The organism is Bradyrhizobium sp. 149 (genome assembly GCF_023073915.1).
In the GTDB taxonomy this organism is placed as follows: Bacteria; Pseudomonadota; Alphaproteobacteria; order Rhizobiales; family Xanthobacteraceae; genus Bradyrhizobium.
Map to the genome: position 1 here is coordinate 1,682,312 of NZ_JADPKK010000022.1, position 18,025 is coordinate 1,700,336.

At 64.5% G+C, this 18,025-nt stretch carries 18 protein-coding genes; 8 read left to right on the plus strand and 10 right to left on the minus strand.

From position 1 onward, the window contains the following. Nucleotides 1-240: 240 nt before the first annotated feature. The 4 genes from IVA88_RS25785 (at nt 241) to IVA88_RS25800 (ending at nt 4,698) form a co-directional block, all read left to right on the plus strand. A complete protein-coding gene (locus tag IVA88_RS25785; RefSeq protein WP_247499960.1) occupies nt 241-1,284 on the plus strand; it encodes a C-terminal binding protein in 1,044 nt (347 codons plus the stop codon). Nucleotides 1,285-1,370: 86 nt separating this feature from the next. Then, the gene (locus IVA88_RS25790; RefSeq protein ID WP_247499961.1) at nt 1,371-2,714 is read left to right on the plus strand and encodes an extracellular solute-binding protein; all 1,344 of its coding nucleotides are present in this window, start codon (nt 1,371-1,373) and stop codon (nt 2,712-2,714) included. Nucleotides 2,715-2,852: 138 nt separating this feature from the next. Then, nucleotides 2,853-3,809, plus strand: coding sequence for a sugar ABC transporter permease (locus IVA88_RS25795; protein ID WP_247499962.1), 957 nt, complete (start codon nt 2,853-2,855; stop codon nt 3,807-3,809). Further along, a complete protein-coding gene (locus IVA88_RS25800; protein ID WP_247499963.1) occupies nt 3,802-4,698 on the plus strand; it encodes a carbohydrate ABC transporter permease in 897 nt (298 codons plus the stop codon). Before IVA88_RS25795 ends, IVA88_RS25800 begins: the two co-directional genes overlap by 8 nt. A 445-nt stretch (nt 4,699-5,143) precedes the next feature. Here IVA88_RS25800 and IVA88_RS25805 read toward each other — a convergent pair whose 3' ends face one another. The 6 genes from IVA88_RS25805 to IVA88_RS25830 all read right to left on the minus strand — a co-directional run bounded on the left by IVA88_RS25805 (nt 5,144) and on the right by IVA88_RS25830 (nt 10,547). Beyond that, the gene (locus IVA88_RS25805) at nt 5,144-5,974 is read right to left on the minus strand and encodes an energy transducer TonB (protein ID WP_247499964.1); all 831 of its coding nucleotides are present in this window, start codon (nt 5,972-5,974) and stop codon (nt 5,144-5,146) included. After that, a complete protein-coding gene (gene exbD, locus IVA88_RS25810; RefSeq protein WP_247499965.1) occupies nt 5,974-6,420 on the minus strand; it encodes a TonB system transport protein ExbD in 447 nt (148 codons plus the stop codon). Before exbD ends, IVA88_RS25805 begins: the two co-directional genes overlap by 1 nt. A gap of 3 nt (nt 6,421-6,423) precedes the next feature. Continuing rightward, on the minus strand, nt 6,424-7,200 hold the full coding sequence (gene exbB, locus IVA88_RS25815) for a tonB-system energizer ExbB (protein ID WP_247499966.1): 777 nt from the start codon (nt 7,198-7,200) through the stop codon (nt 6,424-6,426). Nucleotides 7,201-7,227: 27 nt separating this feature from the next. Continuing rightward, a complete protein-coding gene (gene hutX / locus IVA88_RS25820; protein ID WP_247499967.1) occupies nt 7,228-7,743 on the minus strand; it encodes a heme utilization cystosolic carrier protein HutX in 516 nt (171 codons plus the stop codon). Between the two features lie 26 nt (nt 7,744-7,769). Continuing rightward, nucleotides 7,770-8,102 carry an antibiotic biosynthesis monooxygenase gene (locus IVA88_RS25825; protein WP_247499969.1) on the minus strand — a complete coding sequence of 111 codons (333 nt, stop codon included), beginning with the start codon at nt 8,100-8,102 and terminating at the stop codon, nt 7,770-7,772. Between the two features lie 99 nt (nt 8,103-8,201). Continuing rightward, complete coding sequence (locus tag IVA88_RS25830) at nt 8,202-10,547, minus strand: TonB-dependent hemoglobin/transferrin/lactoferrin family receptor (RefSeq protein ID WP_247499970.1); 2,346 nt, start codon at nt 10,545-10,547, stop codon at nt 8,202-8,204. Between the two features lie 256 nt (nt 10,548-10,803). Here IVA88_RS25830 and IVA88_RS25835 point away from each other — a divergent pair, with 256 nt between their 5' ends. The 4 genes from IVA88_RS25835 to IVA88_RS25850 are packed head-to-tail and all read left to right on the plus strand — an operon-like array spanning nt 10,804 to nt 13,870. Further along, entirely contained in the window at nt 10,804-11,010 is a 207-nt protein-coding gene (locus tag IVA88_RS25835) for a hemin uptake protein HemP (protein WP_247499971.1), read from the plus strand. A 6-nt stretch (nt 11,011-11,016) separates the two neighbouring features. After that, nucleotides 11,017-11,970, plus strand: coding sequence for a hemin ABC transporter substrate-binding protein (locus IVA88_RS25840; RefSeq protein WP_247499972.1), 954 nt, complete (start codon nt 11,017-11,019; stop codon nt 11,968-11,970). After that, nucleotides 11,967-13,064: an iron ABC transporter permease gene (locus IVA88_RS25845; RefSeq protein ID WP_247499973.1), complete on the plus strand. Its 1,098-nt coding sequence runs from the start codon at nt 11,967-11,969 to the stop codon at nt 13,062-13,064. Before IVA88_RS25840 ends, IVA88_RS25845 begins: the two co-directional genes overlap by 4 nt. Beyond that, on the plus strand, nt 13,061-13,870 hold the full coding sequence (locus tag IVA88_RS25850) for a heme ABC transporter ATP-binding protein (RefSeq protein WP_247499974.1): 810 nt from the start codon (nt 13,061-13,063) through the stop codon (nt 13,868-13,870). Before IVA88_RS25845 ends, IVA88_RS25850 begins: the two co-directional genes overlap by 4 nt. On the opposite strand, the gene IVA88_RS25855 is transcribed toward IVA88_RS25850, so the two are convergent. From IVA88_RS25855 to IVA88_RS25870, 4 genes are all read right to left on the minus strand, one after another. Beyond that, on the minus strand, nt 13,867-15,543 hold the full coding sequence (locus IVA88_RS25855; RefSeq protein WP_247499975.1) for a mucoidy inhibitor MuiA family protein: 1,677 nt from the start codon (nt 15,541-15,543) through the stop codon (nt 13,867-13,869). The two genes, IVA88_RS25850 and IVA88_RS25855, sit on opposite strands and share 4 nt — an antisense overlap. Before the next feature lie 437 nt (nt 15,544-15,980). After that, a complete protein-coding gene (locus IVA88_RS25860; RefSeq protein ID WP_247499976.1) occupies nt 15,981-16,616 on the minus strand; it encodes a GNAT family N-acetyltransferase in 636 nt (211 codons plus the stop codon). A 22-nt stretch (nt 16,617-16,638) separates the two neighbouring features. Continuing rightward, nucleotides 16,639-17,289 (minus strand): CoA transferase subunit B, encoded by a 651-nt coding sequence (locus IVA88_RS25865; protein WP_007596236.1) that lies wholly within the window; start codon nt 17,287-17,289, stop codon nt 16,639-16,641. Nucleotides 17,290-17,304: 15 nt separating this feature from the next. Then, nucleotides 17,305-18,012: a CoA transferase subunit A gene (locus IVA88_RS25870; protein ID WP_247499977.1), complete on the minus strand. Its 708-nt coding sequence runs from the start codon at nt 18,010-18,012 to the stop codon at nt 17,305-17,307. Nucleotides 18,013-18,025 lie beyond the last annotated feature (13 nt).

The window sequence follows — 18,025 nt, forward strand, 5'->3', positions numbered from 1 at the left end:
GGCAACAAAGGGATAAGGACGCGCGAGTGAATCGATCGCAATTGAATCAACTTTTAGGGGGGACCCATTAGCAACCTGTTACGGGACGCCCCGTAGAAGCCCCGAGAAAACCTGGGACCAGTCGCACAAATCGATGCAACGGCAACCGACGATTGTACGCGAGTGCCCCGATTTCGCGTAAAAGACGCAAAGGCCCGCGCGAAGGCGGGTCACAACAAGAAACCAAATCGGGAGCAGGATATGCCGAAATACCGGGTGGTGACGCCGAAGGGCGCGAGTTTCACGGTCGCAAGCAGCGATTATTCCTACGAGCGCGAGGCGCTCGATCCGATCGACGCCGAGATCGTCGAGGCGCCGGCCGACGAGGCCGGGTTCATCGCCGCCGCGACGACAGCGGACGCCATCTACGCCAAGGGCATACCGATCACCAAGGCCATCATCGATGCGCTGGAGACCTGCAAGGTCATCACGCTCGGCTCGGTCGGGGTCGACAGCGTTGACATCAAGGCCGCGACCGCGCGCGGCATTCCCGTCACCAACATCCCCGACACCTTCATCGAGGAGGTCGCCGACCATGCCATGATGCTGCTGCTCGCCGGCTTCCGCCGGCTGGTCGAACAGGACCGGATGGTGCGCAGCGGCCGCTGGGCCGAGGGCCGGCCGGCATTGTCGAAGATCCCGCGGCTGATGGGCCAGACGCTCGGCTTCATCTCGTTCGGCCGCGTGGCGCGTGCAGTTGCGAAACGCGCAGCTCCCTTCGGCCTGCGCATGATGGCCTACGATCCCTTCATCCAGGAAACGCTGATGTCCGACCACGGCGTGATCCCGGCGACGCTGAACGAAGTGCTGTCGCAATCCGACTTCGTCTCGATGCACGCCCCCGCCCGGCCCGAGGTGCATCACATGCTCACCGAGAAGCATTTTCGGCAGATGAAGAAGGGCTCGGTCTTCATCAACACGGGCCGCGGCGCCACCGTGGACGAGGAAAGCCTGATCAAGGCGCTCCAGGAGGGCTGGATCGCCCATGCCGCCCTCGACGTGCTGGAGAAGGAACCGCCCTCGCACAACAATCCGCTGCTCGGCATGGAGAACGTGACCCTGACCGCCCATGTCGCCTCCGCCTCGGCACGGTTCGACGAGGCGCGCAAGCGCCGGGTGGGCTACGAATTGTCACTGGTGCTTCAGGGCATGTGGCCGGTAAGCTGCGTCAATCCGTCGGTGCTGCAAGACACCGCGCTCCGCCGCTGGCAGCCTGTCAGCATGGACCGCGGCCCGAACAGCTAGGCGGCCGGCCGCGAGGCGCGCCGGACACCGGAAAGACCCTTCACCGGCGATCAACGCCGGGAAGGGAAACATATAGGGAGGAACCGATGAGGAACGACATCACACGTCGTGATGCCTTGGCGCTGGGCCTGTCCGCTGCGGCAATCGCGGCAGCCGGTGCTCCGGCGAATGCCCAATCCACGATCAAGGCTGCAGACGTCCCCGCACTGAAACTGCCGATCGAAAAAGGCGCATCCCTGCGCATGCTGCGACCGGTCCGCTTCGTCCAGGCCGACGAAGACGTATTCCGCGCCAATGCGGCAAAATTCACCAAGGAGACCGGCGTCGAGATCAAGGTCGACTTCGTCGGCTGGGAAGACATCAATCAGCAAACCGCGGTGACCTCGAATTCCGGCGCCGGTCCGGACATCATCATCGGCTTTTCCGATGCGCCGCACATCTATGTCGACAAGCTGGTCGAGCTGACCGACGTCGCCGACTATCTCGGCAAGAAATATGGCGGCTGGCTGCCGCTGGCGCAGCGCTACGGCAAGAAGAACAAGAGCCCCACCTGGATCGGGCTGCCGTTCGGAGCCACCGCGGGTCCCCTGATCTACCGCAAGTCGATCCTGCAATCGGTCGGCTTCGACAAGGTGCCGGAAGACCATGCAGGAATCCTCGACCTGTGCCAGAAACTCCAGAAGGCCGGCAAACCGGCGGGCTTCGCGCTCGGCAATGCCAAGGGCGACGGCAACGGCTTCGCAAGCTGGGCGCTATGGTCGCACAACGCCGCTCTGCTCGACGAAGAGGGCAACGTCGTCATCAACAGCAAGGAGACGATCGCCGCACTGAACTGGGTCAAACAGCTTTACCCCACCTTCATCGCCGGCACGACATCCTGGAACGACGTCAGCAACAACCGCGCCTACGCCGCGCAGGAGATCGCGCTGACCGCCAACGGCGTCTCGCTGTATTTTTCGCTGAAGAACGATCCGGCGACCAAGGCGATCGCCGACGACAGCGAGCATCAGCTGTTGCCGAAGGGCTTGGCCAAGGTCTCTCCAATGGCGGGCCTGACGCTGAACGCCATGGTGTTCAAGCACAGCCAGTATCCCAACGCCGCAAAGGCCTTCCTGCAATATATGCTCGAAAAGGACCAGTACGAGCCATGGCTCAACGCCAACTCCGGCTACTGGTCCCAGCCGCTCGCCGCCTATGCCGAGGCCGGCGTGTGGTCGCAGGATCCCAAGGTGAAGCTGTTCAAGGACACCATGAACACCACCTATTATGACGGCTACGCGGGCCCGATCTCGACTGCGACCGGCGCCGTGAGCGCCGACTACGTGCTGATTCAGATGTTCGCGTCCGTCGCGACCGGCGCTGCCACGCCGGAAGCCGCAGCCGCGGAAGCCGAGCAGCGCAGCAAGCGGTACTTCCGGCGCCAGAAGTAGCGCTGAAGATTGAGTGGCTGTCATTGCGAGCGCAGCGAAGCAATCCAGAACGTGTCCGCGGAGGCAGTCCGGATGGCTTCGTCGCTTCGCTCCTCGCAATGACGGTGTGGTGACGATCAACGACAGGACAACATGCTGATGTCCGTGACCACCCTCTCCTCCCCCGTACTCGCTCAGCGGCAGCCGTCGTGGCTGGTACGCCTGTTCGACTACAAGCCGTTCCTGATCGCGATGTGCCTTGCACCCGCGCTCGGGCTGCTCGCGGTGTTCCTGACCTATCCGCTCGGCCTCGGCATCTGGCTCGCCTTCACCGATACCACGATCGGCAGAAAAGGCGTCTTCGTCGGCCTGGAGAATTTCCAATATCTGCTTACCGATCCCCTATGGTGGAACGCGGTGTTCTACAGCGTGGTCTACACTGGGATCGCGACCTTCGGAAAGTTCGCGCTCGGCTTCTGGCTCGCGATGCTGCTCAACAACCACTTTCCCTTCAAGAGCCTGCTGCGCGCCATTATCCTGATGCCCTGGATCGTGCCGACAGTCCTTTCGGCGCTCGCGTTCTGGTGGATCTACGATCCGCAGTTCTCGATCATCTCCTACCTTCTGGTCGACGTGCTGCACTGGCGCACCACCAATATCGACTTCCTCGGATCGCCCTGGCCGGCGCGCTTCTCGCTGATCGCCGCCAACATCTGGCGCGGCATCCCCTTCGTCGCGATCTCGCTGCTGGCGGGCCTGCAGACCATTTCGCCCTCGCTCTACGAGGCCGCGATGCTCGACGGCGCCAGCGCCTGGCAGCGCTTCCGCTACATCACCTTCCCGATGATGATGCCGATCCTCGCCATCGTCATGACCTTCTCGATCATCTTCACCTTCACCGACTTCCAGCTCGTCTACGCCATCACACGTGGCGGCCCCGGCAACTCAACCCATTTGCTGGCCACGCTGGCCTTCCAGCGCGGCATCGCCGGTGGCGAGCTCGGCGAAGGTGCGGCCATCGCGGTATCGATGATCCCGTTCCTGGTGTTCGCGACGCTGTTCTCTTATTTCGGCCTGGCGCGCCGCAAATGGCAGCAGGGAGAGAGCAATGACTGATACTGCCGCCCAACCCGCCGCCGTCGCGACGGCCGCACCCGACACCATGTCCTGGGATTCCGGGCTGCGGCGGCTGATGATGATCTACCTGCCGCTCGGCTGCTTCGTGCTGATCCTCCTGTTTCCGTTCTACTGGATGGCGATCACGTCATTCAAGCCGAACGCAGAGCTGATGAACTACAAGGAGCACAATCCATTCTGGATCTCCTCGCCGACGCTTGCCCACATCAAGCATCTGCTGTTCGACACCGCCTATCCACGCTGGCTGTGGACGACGATGCTGGTCGCAGTCGGCTCGACCACGCTGTCGCTGATTGCGAGCACGCTGGCCGCCTATGCCATCGAACGCCTGCGCTTTCGCGGCAGCCCCTATGTCGGCCTGGGCATTTATCTCGCCTATCTCGTGCCGCCGTCGATCCTGTTCATTCCCCTCGCAACCGTGGTCGTGCAGTTCGGCCTGTTCGACAGTCCGCTTGCCCTGATCCTGGTCTATCCGACCTTCCTGGTGCCGTTCTGCACCTGGCTCCTGATCGGCTATTTCAAGTCGATCCCCTACGAACTCGAGGAATGCGCGCTGGTGGACGGCGCCACAAGGCTCCAGATCCTGCGCCGGATCACGCTGCCGCTGGCGGTGCCCGGCCTGATCTCGGCCGGCATCTTCTCCTTCACGCTGTCCTGGAACGAGTTCATCTACGCGCTCGCCTTCATCCAGAGCGGCGCCAACAAGACGGTCCCGGTCGCGATCCTGACCGAGCTCGTCACCGGCGACGTCTACCAGTGGGGCGCGTTGATGGCGGGATCGCTGCTCGGCTCGCTGCCGGTTGCGATCTTCTACTCGCTGTTCGTGGATTACTACGTTTCGTCGCTGACGGGCGCGGTAAAGGAGTAGTCGGCGGGCGCCTTTACAGGCAACGATCACCTGCATAGGCTCCAGGGCATTGATTTTGATGTTCTGGAGCATTTGACATGAAGACATTGGCGTTGACCGTCATCGCAGTTCTGTTTCTCGTCCCCGCTGCGTCCAGCGCACAGGCCCAGACCGGAACCTCGACTGCAACCAAGAAGAGCAGCAAGCAACCACAGACCAAAAATCTTCCGCGGTGCAGCCGCGCAATGCAGATGGCCGGCAAGCCGTGTTACGGCGGATAACGCCACCGGCAAGCGCGTCGACGCGCTCGGCACGGTGATGGGACAAGAAGGCGAAGAAGCCGCTCAATGACGGCGTCTACACCTTCCCGTTCTTGACCATCGAGATCGTCCATCGTGTCGCCGAAGCCCATATCATCGTCGGCAACGCCTGGCGTAGCCGGGTGGCGGGCATGACAGCGGAAGGACTATCTGACCGTAAACTCCACCGGGATCGAAAAACGCATCGAGCCGCTCTTGATCTCGTCCGGGATCGGCGGAAACGGCGAGGCCTGACGGACCATCGACATGGCCTGGGCGTCAAACGCGGCAACACCGGACGAGCCACTGAGCCGGCTTCCCGTGACCTGCCCGCTACGGCTGACCGTGAAGCTGAGCCTCGCAATGCCGCGCTGGCCGCCACCGCCGGACGGATACTGGTGGAAGCGCATCAAATGCGCGCGGACGCGCTGATTATAGGATGCGATCACGGAGGCCACCGCGCCGGCGCTCATCGCGGATGCCATCGGCGCCTCGCGTTCGGCGCGCGGCGGAGCGCTGGTGCGCGGCGCAGGCATCGCCTCCGATGGCTTCCTGGCCTCGCGACGGACCAGCTTCGGCTTCGCCGGCGCAGGCTTTTCGACCGGCACAATCTTCGCCGGCTCGGGCGTCGCCGGTGTCGGCTTGAGCTTCTGCTCCGGCGGCGCGACGACGTCGGGCTTCTGCTGCCGCAGCGTCGGTGCGATGGTCTCCTCGATGGCCTGCCGCTGCAGCGGCTCCGGCGGGGAGGCGTCCGCCTCCTGCATCACCGGTCCCGGCGCTATCTCGTCCTGCACGGATTGCGGCGCCGAGGTCACCGGCGCCATGTCGATCATGATCGCCGGCAGGCTGACGCCCTGCTCGGGCTGCGACCTGAGCCAGCTCATGGCAAGAAGCGCGGCCGCGACGTGCAACGCCACGATCACCGCTGCCGATGCGCCCCATCGTGCGCCCTCGCGCTCGCCGAGTGGCTCGTGCAGGGCAAAGGCGTTCACCGCCATCAGCTGCGTCCGTCGAGGCCGACCAGCGCGACCTTCAAATAGCCGGCGTTGCGCAAGGTGTTCATCACCTCCATCAGGTCGCCATAGGAGACGGCCTTGTCGGCGCGCAGATAAATCCGCTCCTCCTTGCGGCCCTTGGTGGCGGCATTGAGCGAGGTGCCGAGCGCATCGCGGGCGACGACGTCCTCGCCGACCGCGATCGAGAGATCCGGCTTCACCGTGAGGAAGACCGGCTTGTCCGGCCGCGGCGCCGGCTCTGCCGCGGTGGCCGGCAGCTCGACGCCGACATCGACGGTGGCAAGTGGGGCGGCCACCATGAAGATGATCAGGAGCACCAGCATCACGTCGATGAACGGCGTGACGTTGATCTCATGGGTGACGTCGAGATCACCCGGGTCGCCGCGCTTGAGCGGCGATCCCGAACGTGCGCCGAGCTTCGCCGCCATGGCCTACTCCGCCGCTCGCGCCATGCGGAACTCTCTGTGGTCGCGCTGCCGGCTCACCAGCAGCATGAGCTGCGCCGAGGCATCGCCCAGCAGCGCACGGTAATTGGCGATGCCGCGGACGAGGTGATTGTAGATCACGACCGCCGGAATCGCGGCGACGAGGCCGAGCGCGGTCGCGAGCAGCGCTTCCGCGATGCCGGGCGCGACCACCGCGAGACTCGTGGTGTGGCTCTCGGAGATGCCGATGAAGGAATTCATGATGCCCCAGACCGTGCCGAACAGGCCGACGAACGGCGCCGTGGCGCCGATGGTCGCAAGCACGCCGGTGCCGCGCGCGATCTGCCGCGACATCGCGGCTTCGACCCGCTCCAGCCGCAACGCCACGCGCTCCTGAAGGCCGTCGTCGAGGATGCCGCCGGAGAGCCCTGCTTCCTTCGCGCAGGACTGGATGAGCTGGGCGACCGCGTCATGCGCATCGCCGGTCTGTTCCGCCACATCGCTCAGCTTCATATTGCCCTCGAGCGCGCGCGTCCGCTGCAAGGCGAGTGCTCCCTTGCGCCGTAGCTCGATGGTCTTGGCGAGCCAGACCGTCCACGTCATCAGCGAGGCGACGGCGAGCCCCACCATCACCGTCTTCACGACGATGTCGGCACCGAGGAACATGCCCCAGGGCGACAAATTGCGCGGCAACAGCGCCTCGTCGATCGCGAAGGCCGGCGTCGGCGCAAGCGCCAGCGCTATTGTTACGATCGCGTGCCGAAGCCTGGAACTGCCTTGCATTCCTGATCTCCCGACAGACAGAGAAAGCTACGCCGCCGGCTTTGCGGCTGTGCGCTCCGCAAGCTGCCGGAATCGCACAAGTTGGTCCGCGCGCAGCGCCCGGGTCTCGTCGCGGCCGACGAAGACCTTGAACATGATGCCGCCGTCGGCATTGACGAAGGCGACGAAAGCGGAAGTCTTGCCCATGAACGGACGCTCGACGAAAGCAAGAGCCGCGCAGCGCTCATGGCGGAGATGGCCGTGCAGGCCCTTCGGCTGCATCAGGTTGAAATAGCCGCGGCCGATCTCGCCCGCGGGAATTGCGCCCGTGAATTCGAAGATCGCGTCCTCCGTATGCACGATCAGCGTCACCTCGCCCCATTGTGCGATGTCCTGCATGACGGCGGCGAAATGCTCGCCGCCACCCATTCGAACCATCAACGGTGGCAGCGCCTCGATCACCACGCGCGGCGTGACCTTGCGCTCGCGCGCGACGTCCTCGATCACCGCGCCGGGATTGTCCGCCATATACGCCTTGAGATCGGCGAGATCGGTGCTCAGCATGTCCGGCTCCTTTGGTGCCCGGCTGCTCACGCAGCCGCGGCCTTGCGCTCGCTCTGGATCACCTCGAAGCCTTCGAACTTGGGATGGCCGAGATAGAGGCTCTCACCGGTCGGATTGTCGGCGCGGGCATGAGCACGGCGAAATTGGTCCGAGCGCGTCCAGGCCTCGAACGCCGCCTTGTCGACCCAGCTGGTGTGCGAGGAATAGAGCGTGTGGTCCTCGGCCTCAGGGCCCTTCAAGAGATGAAATTCGACGAAGCCCGGCATGCTGCCGAGATAGGATTCGCGGGTGGCCCAGACGGTTTCGAACGCAGTCTCCGCGCCCTTCTTCACCTGGAAGCGATTCATGGCGATAAACATATAAGTCTCTCCTTCTCATCAAGACGAAAACGCGGCGGAGCCGCGCTGGAGCATCAGCGCGGTCCGGCGGATATTGAGGGTGTGGCGACGCCCTGCGGCTTACGCACCTCCAAAGTGGATCTTCAGGCCGGCCTTGTAGACCCTGCCCGGCCCCGGGCTCGACCACAGCACGTCGTTCTGCGTGGTGCCGTCGGTCGAGCTGCCGGGAATGGCGTAGGGCCGGTAGTACTGGTTCAAGAGGTTGTCGATCGAGGCCGAGAACACGATGTCTCTGGTCGCGTTGTAGGTCAGGTACAGGTTGACCAACTCGTATCCGGTCGCGGGCAGATAGCCGGCGGGCACGTCGTTGTTGGGACCGAACGAGGCCCACTGCGCCGTCAGGATCAGGGAGCGATCGAGCAGGCGGACGCCGCCGGTGGTGACGACCTTGCGCGGGGTGATGGTCGCAAGCCCGACATTGGTCGCGGCGTTCTTGCCCTGGATGTAGTGCCCGGCGACACCGACGAACCAGTTGCCGGCGTCGTACATGGTCTCCGCCTCGAAGCCCTGGATGCGGGCCTGCGCGATGTTCTGGTACTGGTAGTACTGGCTGAGTAAACCGAACGGCGTCGCAACCGGCGTCGAAGGAACAAGGTCGATGTAGTCGCTGACGTCATTGCGGAACAGGTTGATCTTGCCGCGGAACGAGTCGGACGCGGCGAAGATGCCGTCATATTTCAGATTGAAGCCGACTTCCTTGTTCTTGCCGACCTCGGGACGAAGGTTCGGGTTGGGCAGGAAGCAGAACAGGCCGCTGGTCCCGTCGGGGCAGGGAAAGAAGGCCGGTCCGCCGCCGGTCGCATGCGCGCCCGAGATCACGGTTTCTGTGATCGATGGGGCGCGATAGCCTTCGGCGTAGCTGACATAAGGTTGGAAGCCGGCCACCGGCGTGACGCCAAGGGTGATCTTCGGCGAAAAGCGGTCGCCACCGGTGCTGGTATTGCCTGACTGCAGATTATAACGGTCATAACGAATTGCGCTCACCGCCTCGAACCAAGTGCCGTAGTTCTGCTTCAGTTGCAGGAAGCCGCCCGACACGGTGCGGATGCCGCTTGGCGTGGTGATGTTGGAGTTACCGCGGCTGTCGGTCGTGACGACGTCGTCCTGGAATGCGTCAACGCCGTAAGTCAGCGCATTGCGCCAGTCGCCGACATTGAAGCGCGTGGTGTTGTTGGCATCGACGCCGTAGGTATTGAGGACATAGCCGCGCTTGTCGCCGACGCAGCCAGAGACGTTGTTACCGAAGCCGCCGTTGCAATAGGCCGACGGCGTGGTGCCATAGTGATAGGCCTTGGTCTGGTCGTTATCAGTGCGATTGCCGTAGACCGACATATGCCAGTCGAACAGATTGTCGCTCGGCAACGCATAGTTCCAGGTGATGGTGCCGGTGTAGTTCTTGGCATCGGACGCATAGACCGACGAACCGCGATTCAAGGCGACCAACGCAGGGGTTGTCGTCGCGCCCCTGTTGAACTGGCCGATATCGTATTGATAGTCCTGGAAGATGGCACCGAACTTGACCTCGTGGCCGAGGGCGGGACGCACCGTGAGCTTCATCAGGCCGCTCTCGACCTGGTTGCCGGTGTTGCCGATCTCGGTGCCGTTGCCGTCCTTGTAATTGCCCTGCGTGCGGTAGACCGCACCGCCAAAGATATCGACATCAGGCGTGGCGCGTACACCGCCGAATACCGAACCAAGGCCGCGGTTGTTGTTGGAGCCGTACGAGCCGGAGAGATCGAGGCCCCAGCGCTCGCCGGGGCGCAGCACGTCTTCGATATCCTTGGTGCGGAACGAGACAAGGCCGCCGATCGCACCGGAGCCGTAGATGTTGGCGGTCGGACCGCGCACGACATCGACGCCGCCGATCAATTCAGGATCGAGGAAGAACGAGCCGTTGGCGTTGTGCCCGGTGCGCTGGTAGTTCTGCCGCGCCCCGTCGACGACCACGGCGACGCGCCCGAAATCCTGCAGGCCACGGACGTTGATGACGGTCGCGGGATCGTCGCCGCGCTCCTGGAACGACACGCCGGGCACGGCATAGAAGACATCCGACAGCCGGTTTGGCTGGAGACCCTGGATCTTGTCGAGCGAAACGGAGCTGACCGGTGCGAGCGCATCGATTGCGCGCTCCGGAGTCTTGGTTGCCGCGACCGTGATGGTGTCGAGCGTCTGCACCGGCGCGGTACCGCCGGTCTGGGCGCGGGCATTCATGACATCGGGCGCCGCCTGCTGCGCGACCGGCGGCTTGGCCTGCTTGCGTTTTGCCTGTTTCGGCCGCTCGGGCGACACACTTTCGGCTTGCGTCGGAGCAGTCTGCGCAAGACCGCTCTCCGTCACCAATGCCGCAATTGAAACCACCGACGCGCCCAAAATAAGGGCGCGCGAATACCTAGCCCCGTCAGCCATATCAGCCCCAGCCTGCACTTCACTTTTTGGAGTCTTTTGGCTGGCGTGCGTTCGCAACGCGAACGACTGGCTGGCTGATTTTCACAAGACGCGGACAAGCTGTCCGCTGCCATATTTGGTTACGTGGCAACACTTCGACGGTCAATGACATCAGGCTGCAGTTTATATCGATTGTAAATCGTCGTCGTTGGAAAGCGCTTCACGCCGCCTATACAAGCAGGACGCATCTGAAATTCGAAGGCGCATCGCACTTATCATGTCAGCAAGGTCCGGAGACAGCGGCGCCGATGCGGCAGGGCCGACACAAAGCCCTTCTGCAACAACGAGAACTTTGACCATGCGCGGGAGCCGGATCGACAGCCGCGAGCTCTTTGCGGCCGAGCGCGAGATCATCATCGCGCATGGCGAGGACAATTATCGCCTGCGTTTGACCTCGCAGAACAAGCTGATCCTGACGAAGTAACCTGCAATGACATTTTGTCGCATCCTCACGAACCTCCTGCTCTCCGGCACGATCGCGCTCGCGTCCAGCGCGCATGCGGCCGGTATCACCGTCAATGACGCGCGCAACCGCGATGTCGCCGTCGCCGACTTCGCGCGGACGGTCTCGATCGGCGGCGCCATCACCGAGATTCTCTATGCGCTCGGGCTCGAGAGCCGCTTGGTCGGTGTCGACACCACCAGCCTCTATCCGGCAGCGGCGCTGCACGACAAACCCAATGTCGGCTACATGCGCCAGATTTCGGCCGAAGGCGTGCTCGGCCTCAACCCCACGCTGATCCTTGCGATCCAGGGGTCGGGTCCGCGCGAGACCATGGACCTGCTGGAGACGGCGAAGGTGCCGCTGGTGCTGGTGCCGGAGACGTTCACCGAGGACGGACTGATCGAGAAGATCAAATTGGTCGGACACGCCATGGGCGTCGACGCGCGTGCCGAATGCCTGAGCGTCGCGGTCGGCGCCGATCTCGCGCAGCTGCGCGCACTGCGTGCCAAGGTGACGAAGCCGGTCCGCGTGATGTTCGTGATGTCGCTCCAGAACGGACGCGCCATGGTCGCCGGTCACAAGACCGCAGCCGACGAGATCATCCAGCTCGCGGGCGCCGCCAACGCCGTCGACGATTACGACGGCTACAAGATCATCGGCGACGAAGCGATCGTAGCGGCGAAACCCGATGTCGTGCTGTCGATCGAGCGCGGCAAGGATTCTCTCCAGGCCGACGCGATCCTTGCCCATCCGGGCTTTGCGTTGACGCCGGTCGCGGCCAACAAGAGTTTTATCACGATGGACGGGCTCTATCTTCTCGGCTTCGGCCCGCGCACCGCGGCGGCGGCGCGTGATCTCTCCGTCAAGCTCTATCCTGAATTGGCCGACCAGGGCGGCACGTTCACGTCGGCCTTGGCGGCGGCGAACTGCCGGCAATGAGTGTCGCGATCGGAACCGGGGTGCGCGGCACCGGGCAAGGCGCCAGCAAGGGTCGCAAATTCACGTCGGTCGCGCTTCCTTTGCTCCTCGCAGCGCTCATGATCACGGCGATCGTTGCGTTGACCGTCGGCGCGGCCGGCATTCCCCTCTCGCGGCTGCCTGCCGCGCTCGGCTTTGCCGGCAACGCAGCCGCCGATGCCATGACCGCCCGCGACCAGCTCGTGCTGTGGTCGATCCGCATCCCCCGGATCGCGGCGACCGCGATGGTCGGCGGCCTGCTCGCCGCCGCCGGCGCGATCATGCAGGGCCTGTTCCGCAATCCGCTCGCCGATCCCGCGCTGGTCGGCGTCTCCAGCGGCGGCGCGCTCGCGGCTGCAAGTGCGATCGTCTTCACCGATTCACGCTTAGGCGAGACGCTGCGTTTCCTCCAGACCGAGCTGTTGCCGCTTGCGGCTTTCGCGGGATCGCTGGTCACGACCGCGATCCTCTACGGCATCTCCAGCCGCTCGGGGCGGACCTCGATCGCGATCTTCCTGCTCGCCGGCGTCGCCATCACCGCGATCGCCAATGCCAGCATCGGCCTGCTGGTGTTCGTCGCCGATGACCGCCAGCTCCGCGACATCACCTTCTGGCTGCTGGGCTCGATGAGCGGCGTGACCTGGACCAAGGTCGCCGTGCTCGCGCCCATCCTGGTCATCGGGCTCGCGGCCTGCGCGTATATTGCGCGCGGGCTCGATCTGTTGGTGCTCGGCGAGGCCGACGCCTTTCATGGCGGCGTCGACGTCGAGCGCCTGAAGCGGATCTCGATCGTCATGGTCTCCGCCATGACCGGCGTCGCGGTGTCGATCAGCGGCGTCATCGGCTTTGTTGGCATCGTCGTGCCGCATCTGTTGCGCCTCGTCATCGGCCCGACGCACCGCCTACTGCTGCCGGCCTCGGTGCTGCTCGGCGCGATCCTGATGGTCGGCGCCGACACGCTGGCGCGCACCATCGTGGCGCCCGCGGAGATGCCGATCGGAATTTTGACCGCCGCGGTCGGCGCCCCGGTCTTCTTAGGGATCCTGCTGCGGCAGCGCGGGTTCGCCTCGCTATGAGCGCCGTGATCGAAGCACGCGCTTTAGGCAAGCGCGCCGGCCGCGCGACGCTGCTCGATGGCGTCGGCCTGAATGTGGGAGCCGGCGAGATGGTCGCCATCATCGGTCCGAACGGCGCCGGCAAATCGACGCTGCTGCGGCTGCTCTCCGGCGACCTCCGCCCGAGCGAAGGCGAGGTGCGGCTGAAGCAGCGCGATCTCCGCAGCTATACGCCGCGCGAGCTCGCCGCGCGCCGCACGATGTTGTCCCAGCACATCAACGTCAGCTTTCCCTTCACGGTCGAGGAGATCGTGCTGATGGGCGCTGGCGACCGCAGCCTGCGCGATGCCGGTCCACTCGTCGATGCCGCGCTGGACGAGGTTGGCCTTACGCAATTTCGCGAACGGCAATTGCCGACGCTATCAGGCGGCGAGCAGCAGCGCGCCCAATTCGCCCGCGTGCTGGTGCAGCTCGCCTGCGGCGAGGCCGAGCATGGACCGGGCCTTCTGCTGCTGGACGAGCCGACCTCGAGCCTCGACTTGCGTCACCAGATCGACCTCGTCGAAGCCGCGCGCCGCCGCGCTGCGAATGGCACCGCCGTCATCGCGATCCTGCACGACCTCAACCTGGCAATCCGATTTGCCGACCGGTTAATCGTGCTGAACCGCGGCCGGCTCGCCGCCGACGGCCGGCGCGCCGACGTCGTCACAAGCGAGACCATCCGCAATATTTTCGAGATCGACGCCGTCGTCCGTCAGGCTGACGACGGCGTACCTTACGTGCTGCCGCAATCGATGCGGGCGGCGGCGCCTGTTGCGGGAATTTAGCCGGCCGGCACGATCACCATGCTCTTGTCCTTCGGCCAGCGAATGCGCCAGGCGAAGTTGATGTCCTTGACCTCACCGGGCCTGGCATCGAACGACCATTCCAGCACACCTCGCCGGTCGCGGATGTTGCTTGCGGTCGCCGGCGTCGTCGCGGGAAGCATCTCGACGATAATGTCCTCGTTCTCGCTGACCGGCAGCTGATCCTCGATCGCGACCTTGATCGGGAAGTCGTGACCATTGCGTACGGTGGTCTTGAAAGCGCGCTCGTCGGTCTTCGACGTTGTCACCAGGAGACCGGCCGAACCCTCGTTGCGCTTGAGCACGGCGCGCTCGACCTTGATCTTGTCGTCGGCGCCGAAGCCGAGCCGCACGATGTCATCCTTGGCCGAAGCCGAGAGCTTGCCGCGGCCGACGAAGACGCCGTCGCGATAGATCGCGAGCTTGCCCGGCAGCAGTGTCGCGTCATCGGTCTGCTTGAAGCTCGCTTCGAGGAAGGCGGTCGGATCCATCACGGGTGCCGCGCGCACCATGAGATCGGCGGGCACGTTCATTGAAGTGATGCGCAGGCTCTTGGCACCCTCGGCGGCGCCGAGGCTGACGCGGCCGGGAATCCGGAAGGTGGCCTGGAAATCGCCGATTTCGGCAACCGCCTGCTGTTCGTCGGCGCGCTCGCGGATATCATCGGCCACCTTGGCCGCGAGAGATTCCACCTTTCGCTGCATCGGTGCCGCTGCAGGCATTGCCGTATCAGAGACTGAACCCAATGCCCGCGGCTTCGGGACCTGCGGATATTGTGCAACCAGCGAATTCAACTCCGGCGCGCTGCCGCCACGACCGATCCGAACCGTGGAAACGCCGAGCGCGACGTTCGACCAGTCCTCGCCGGTCGATTGCGTGACCTCGGCGCGGCGGACCAGCTCGACTTGCGGCTTGCGGTCCTTGGCGCCGGTGTCGAGCCGGGCGTCATAGAGCGGCAGCCAGCGCGCGTTACGAACAGCATAAGTGACCCGCAGCGTTGCCTTGGTCGCAGCCGCCGAAGCGACGTCGATCCGCACCTCGAGCTTGTTCGGCGGCTTGGCCGAGCGCTCGGCTTCGAGCTGCGCGATCTGGCGATCGATCTCGCGCTGTTTTCGCGTTGCATCTCGGATCGCGGTGTCGGCGGTCGCGATCTCCTCACCGACCGCGCCAAAGGCCGCCCGCCATTCAGTGATCGGACGGGCCTCGCCTTTCTCGCCGAGGCCGGCAGGGGACGCTTCGGCAAACCGCTGAGCGAATTTGCGCCGCGCGACCGCCGCATCGATTGCTCCCTGCAAATCGGAGCGCTCGTCCTTGAGCGTTTCGATGCGCTTGTCGAGTTCGGACAGGTTGACGGGCGGCGCGGCACGCGGGGGCCGCGCATCGATGGTGCCGATGGTCAGCTTGGCGCCCGCCTCGCCTTCGACGCGAAGTGAGGACGGGTCGAGCGAAAGCGGAAAATCCCTGGCGACCAGCGTGCTGTCGCCGGAGGCAAGGTCCAGCGCGATGACACGGGTGACGGTGGCGCCATCGGGATAGACGGTGACGGTGTCGATAGCCGATGTGGCGTCGATATCGGCGGCCCATGACGGCAACGCGGCCGCATTGGTCACCAGGACCAGACTCGTCGTCGCCAGATATTTTGCGATGATGCGCATAAATTTCCTCCCTGCCGATATCGCCGCGCCGCCAGCCGGACGCGCGAAAAGATGCCGCGCCATGTGATGAGACGCGGCGGGGAAGGAACCGGTTCGATTGGGGTTTCCGTGGGGCGCAGCTGCGGCGGCACCATGGCCGCGGAACGTGTCGGCGTCCCACGGCGAGAGCCTTCAGATGATGCAGGCCGAGACCTGCGTGGGCGAACCTTGGCCGAAGATACGGGCGAGCAGATCGGTTGCGTTCTTGGCGCCGGCCTTCTTCAGGATGCCGGCGCGAGCCCTCGGCCGCGTATGCGCTCGGATGCATACGCCCGGCGATCGCGTCGACCGTCATGGCCATGCGCGGGCGCTTGAGCACGTCGAGGCCGAGTGGCGAAGCAGATCAAGTCATAGGCGCTCTGCAAGCGTCATGGCCTTCGCCAGGACGACACGGGAATTCAGATCGCCCGCACAAACATGCGAAAGCCCGGTGCGCCGATGATTGCCTCGAAGGCGGGATCACGCTTCTCTTCGGAAAAGAAAAAACCGGCCTTGGCGTAGGCGCGCTCGGCGGGCTCGTTGCCGATCAGGAACGATATTGTCGCCCGGGCGTATCCAGCCGCCCGCCCCTTTTCGAGCGCATGGGCGATCAGTGACTGCACCAGGCCGCGGCCGCGATAGGCGGGATCGGTCGCGACATACTCGATCATCCAGTCGCCCTCGCCGCCCTGAACCCAGCAGGCGCGCGCGTAGGCGCCGCGTTGACGGATGGCCTCCAGCTCTGCCGCGGCGAGCCCGGCCGCGGCGGCGACTTCCTCGATCGCACGCCAGGCCGCGAGCCCCGTGCCGGCCGCCGGTAGCGCACACAAGGCGGCAGCAGGCTTGCCATCGATCTCGGCGACCAGGAATTGCGAGACGTGCCACATCGACACCGCGCGGGCGGCTGCGACGCGCACGATGAAATCGCGGCACTGTGTTTCAGGCCAACCGAGCGCAACATCGAACCAGCCGCGCGGCCGGTAGCCGCGCTGCGATGACAGAATGGTTTGTGCGATGAAAACGGCGTCTTCGGGACGCGCAGACCGTATCGTCATGCGCGCCCCCTTTGCGAAGACCCTACGTGTTCTTCAGCGCGACGCGGAATTCGGCTTCGGTCTTGGCCTTGACCTCGTCGAGCGAGACGCCGTCGGCGAGCTCGATCAGCGCCATGCCGCCGCTGCCATGCTTGTCGATGGTGAAGACGGCCAAATCGGTCACGACCATGTCGACCACGCGCTCGCCGGTCAGCGGCAAATTGCATTGCTTCAGGAGCTTCGGACCGTCCTTGGCCGAATGCTCCATCACCACGACCACGCGTTTGACGCCGGCGACGAGATCCATCGCGCCGCCCATGCCCTTGACCATCTTGCCGGGGATCATCCAGTTGGCGAGATCGCCGTTCTGGGCCACCTGCATGGCGCCGAGGATCGACAGGTCCATGTGGCCGCCGCGGATCATGCCGAAAGAATCCGCGCTCGAGAAATACGAGGTCGACGGCAGCTCGCTCACGGTCTGCTTGCCGGCGTTGATCAAATCGGCGTCCTCTTCGCCCTCATAGGGGAACGGGCCCATGCCGAGCATGCCGTTCTCGCTCTGAAGGCTGACGTCCATGCCGTCCGGGATGTAGTTCGAGACCAGCGTCGGAATGCCGATGCCGAGATTGACGTAATAGCCGTCACGCAGTTCCTTCGCGGCGCGCGCAGCCATCTGTTCACGGGTCCAGGCCATATCGCTCTCCTGATCTCAAGCTGCCGTGCGCGGGCGGGTGTTGCGGAATTCGATGCGCTTCTTGGCCGTTCCGACCTCGACGATGCGCTTGACGAAAAGACCGGGCGTGTGGATGTGGTCGGGATTGAGCTCGCCGGCCGGAACCAGATGCTCGACCTCGGCTACCGTGACCTTGGCGGCGGTCGCCATCATCGGGTTAAAGTTGCGCGCGGTCTTGCGGTAGATGAGGTTGCCGGCAGTGTCGCCCTTCCAGGCGTGGACGATGGCGAGGTCGGCGAACAGGCCGCGCTCCATCAGGTACTTCTGCCCGTCGAATTCCTTCACTTCCTTGCCCTCGGCGATCAGCGTGCCGACGCCGGTCTTGGTATAGAAGGCCGGAATGCCGGCGCCGCCCGCGCGGATGCGCTCGGCCAGCGTGCCCTGCGGATTGAATTCGAGCTCCAGCTCGCCGGCGAGGAATTGCTGGGCGAACAGCTTGTTTTCGCCGACATAGGACGAGATCATCTTCTTGATCTGGCGGGTTTCCAGCAGGCGGCTCAGCCCGATGCCGTCGACGCCGGCGTTGTTGGAGACCACCGTCAGGCCCTTGACGCCGGAGTCGCGGATCGCATCCGACAACGCCTCGGCGATGCCGCAGAGGCCGAAGCCGCCCGACATGATCATCATGTTGTCTTTCAGAACGCCCTCGAGAGCCGACTTGGCGTCGGGATAGACCTTGTTCATGCAAAAAACCTCG

Bases quoted from the DNA above. Each gene is read 5' to 3' on its own strand.
- IVA88_RS25835 (WP_247499971.1), top strand. From the start codon at position 10,804: ATGTCAGCAAGGTCCGGAGACAGCGGCGCCGATGCGGCAGGGCCGACA.
- IVA88_RS25855 (WP_247499975.1), bottom strand. From the start codon at position 15,543: ATGCGCATCATCGCAAAATATCTGGCGACGACGAGTCTGGTCCTGGTG.
- exbD (WP_247499965.1), bottom strand. From the start codon at position 6,420: ATGGCGGCGAAGCTCGGCGCACGTTCGGGATCGCCGCTCAAGCGCGGC.
- exbB (WP_247499966.1), bottom strand. From the start codon at position 7,200: ATGCAAGGCAGTTCCAGGCTTCGGCACGCGATCGTAACAATAGCGCTG.
- IVA88_RS25850 (WP_247499974.1), top strand. From the start codon at position 13,061: ATGAGCGCCGTGATCGAAGCACGCGCTTTAGGCAAGCGCGCCGGCCGC.
- hutX (WP_247499967.1), bottom strand. From the start codon at position 7,743: ATGCTGAGCACCGATCTCGCCGATCTCAAGGCGTATATGGCGGACAAT.
- IVA88_RS25830 (WP_247499970.1), bottom strand. From the start codon at position 10,547: ATGGCTGACGGGGCTAGGTATTCGCGCGCCCTTATTTTGGGCGCGTCG.
- IVA88_RS25840 (WP_247499972.1), top strand. From the start codon at position 11,017: ATGACATTTTGTCGCATCCTCACGAACCTCCTGCTCTCCGGCACGATC.
- IVA88_RS25865 (WP_007596236.1), bottom strand. From the start codon at position 17,289: ATGGCCTGGACCCGTGAACAGATGGCTGCGCGCGCCGCGAAGGAACTG.
- IVA88_RS25785 (WP_247499960.1), top strand. From the start codon at position 241: ATGCCGAAATACCGGGTGGTGACGCCGAAGGGCGCGAGTTTCACGGTC.
- IVA88_RS25790 (WP_247499961.1), top strand. From the start codon at position 1,371: ATGAGGAACGACATCACACGTCGTGATGCCTTGGCGCTGGGCCTGTCC.
- IVA88_RS25825 (WP_247499969.1), bottom strand. From the start codon at position 8,102: ATGTTTATCGCCATGAATCGCTTCCAGGTGAAGAAGGGCGCGGAGACT.
- IVA88_RS25800 (WP_247499963.1), top strand. From the start codon at position 3,802: ATGACTGATACTGCCGCCCAACCCGCCGCCGTCGCGACGGCCGCACCC.
- IVA88_RS25805 (WP_247499964.1), bottom strand. From the start codon at position 5,974: ATGGCGGTGAACGCCTTTGCCCTGCACGAGCCACTCGGCGAGCGCGAG.
- IVA88_RS25845 (WP_247499973.1), top strand. From the start codon at position 11,967: ATGAGTGTCGCGATCGGAACCGGGGTGCGCGGCACCGGGCAAGGCGCC.
- IVA88_RS25795 (WP_247499962.1), top strand. From the start codon at position 2,853: ATGTCCGTGACCACCCTCTCCTCCCCCGTACTCGCTCAGCGGCAGCCG.
- IVA88_RS25860 (WP_247499976.1), bottom strand. From the start codon at position 16,616: ATGACGATACGGTCTGCGCGTCCCGAAGACGCCGTTTTCATCGCACAA.
- IVA88_RS25870 (WP_247499977.1), bottom strand. From the start codon at position 18,012: ATGAACAAGGTCTATCCCGACGCCAAGTCGGCTCTCGAGGGCGTTCTG.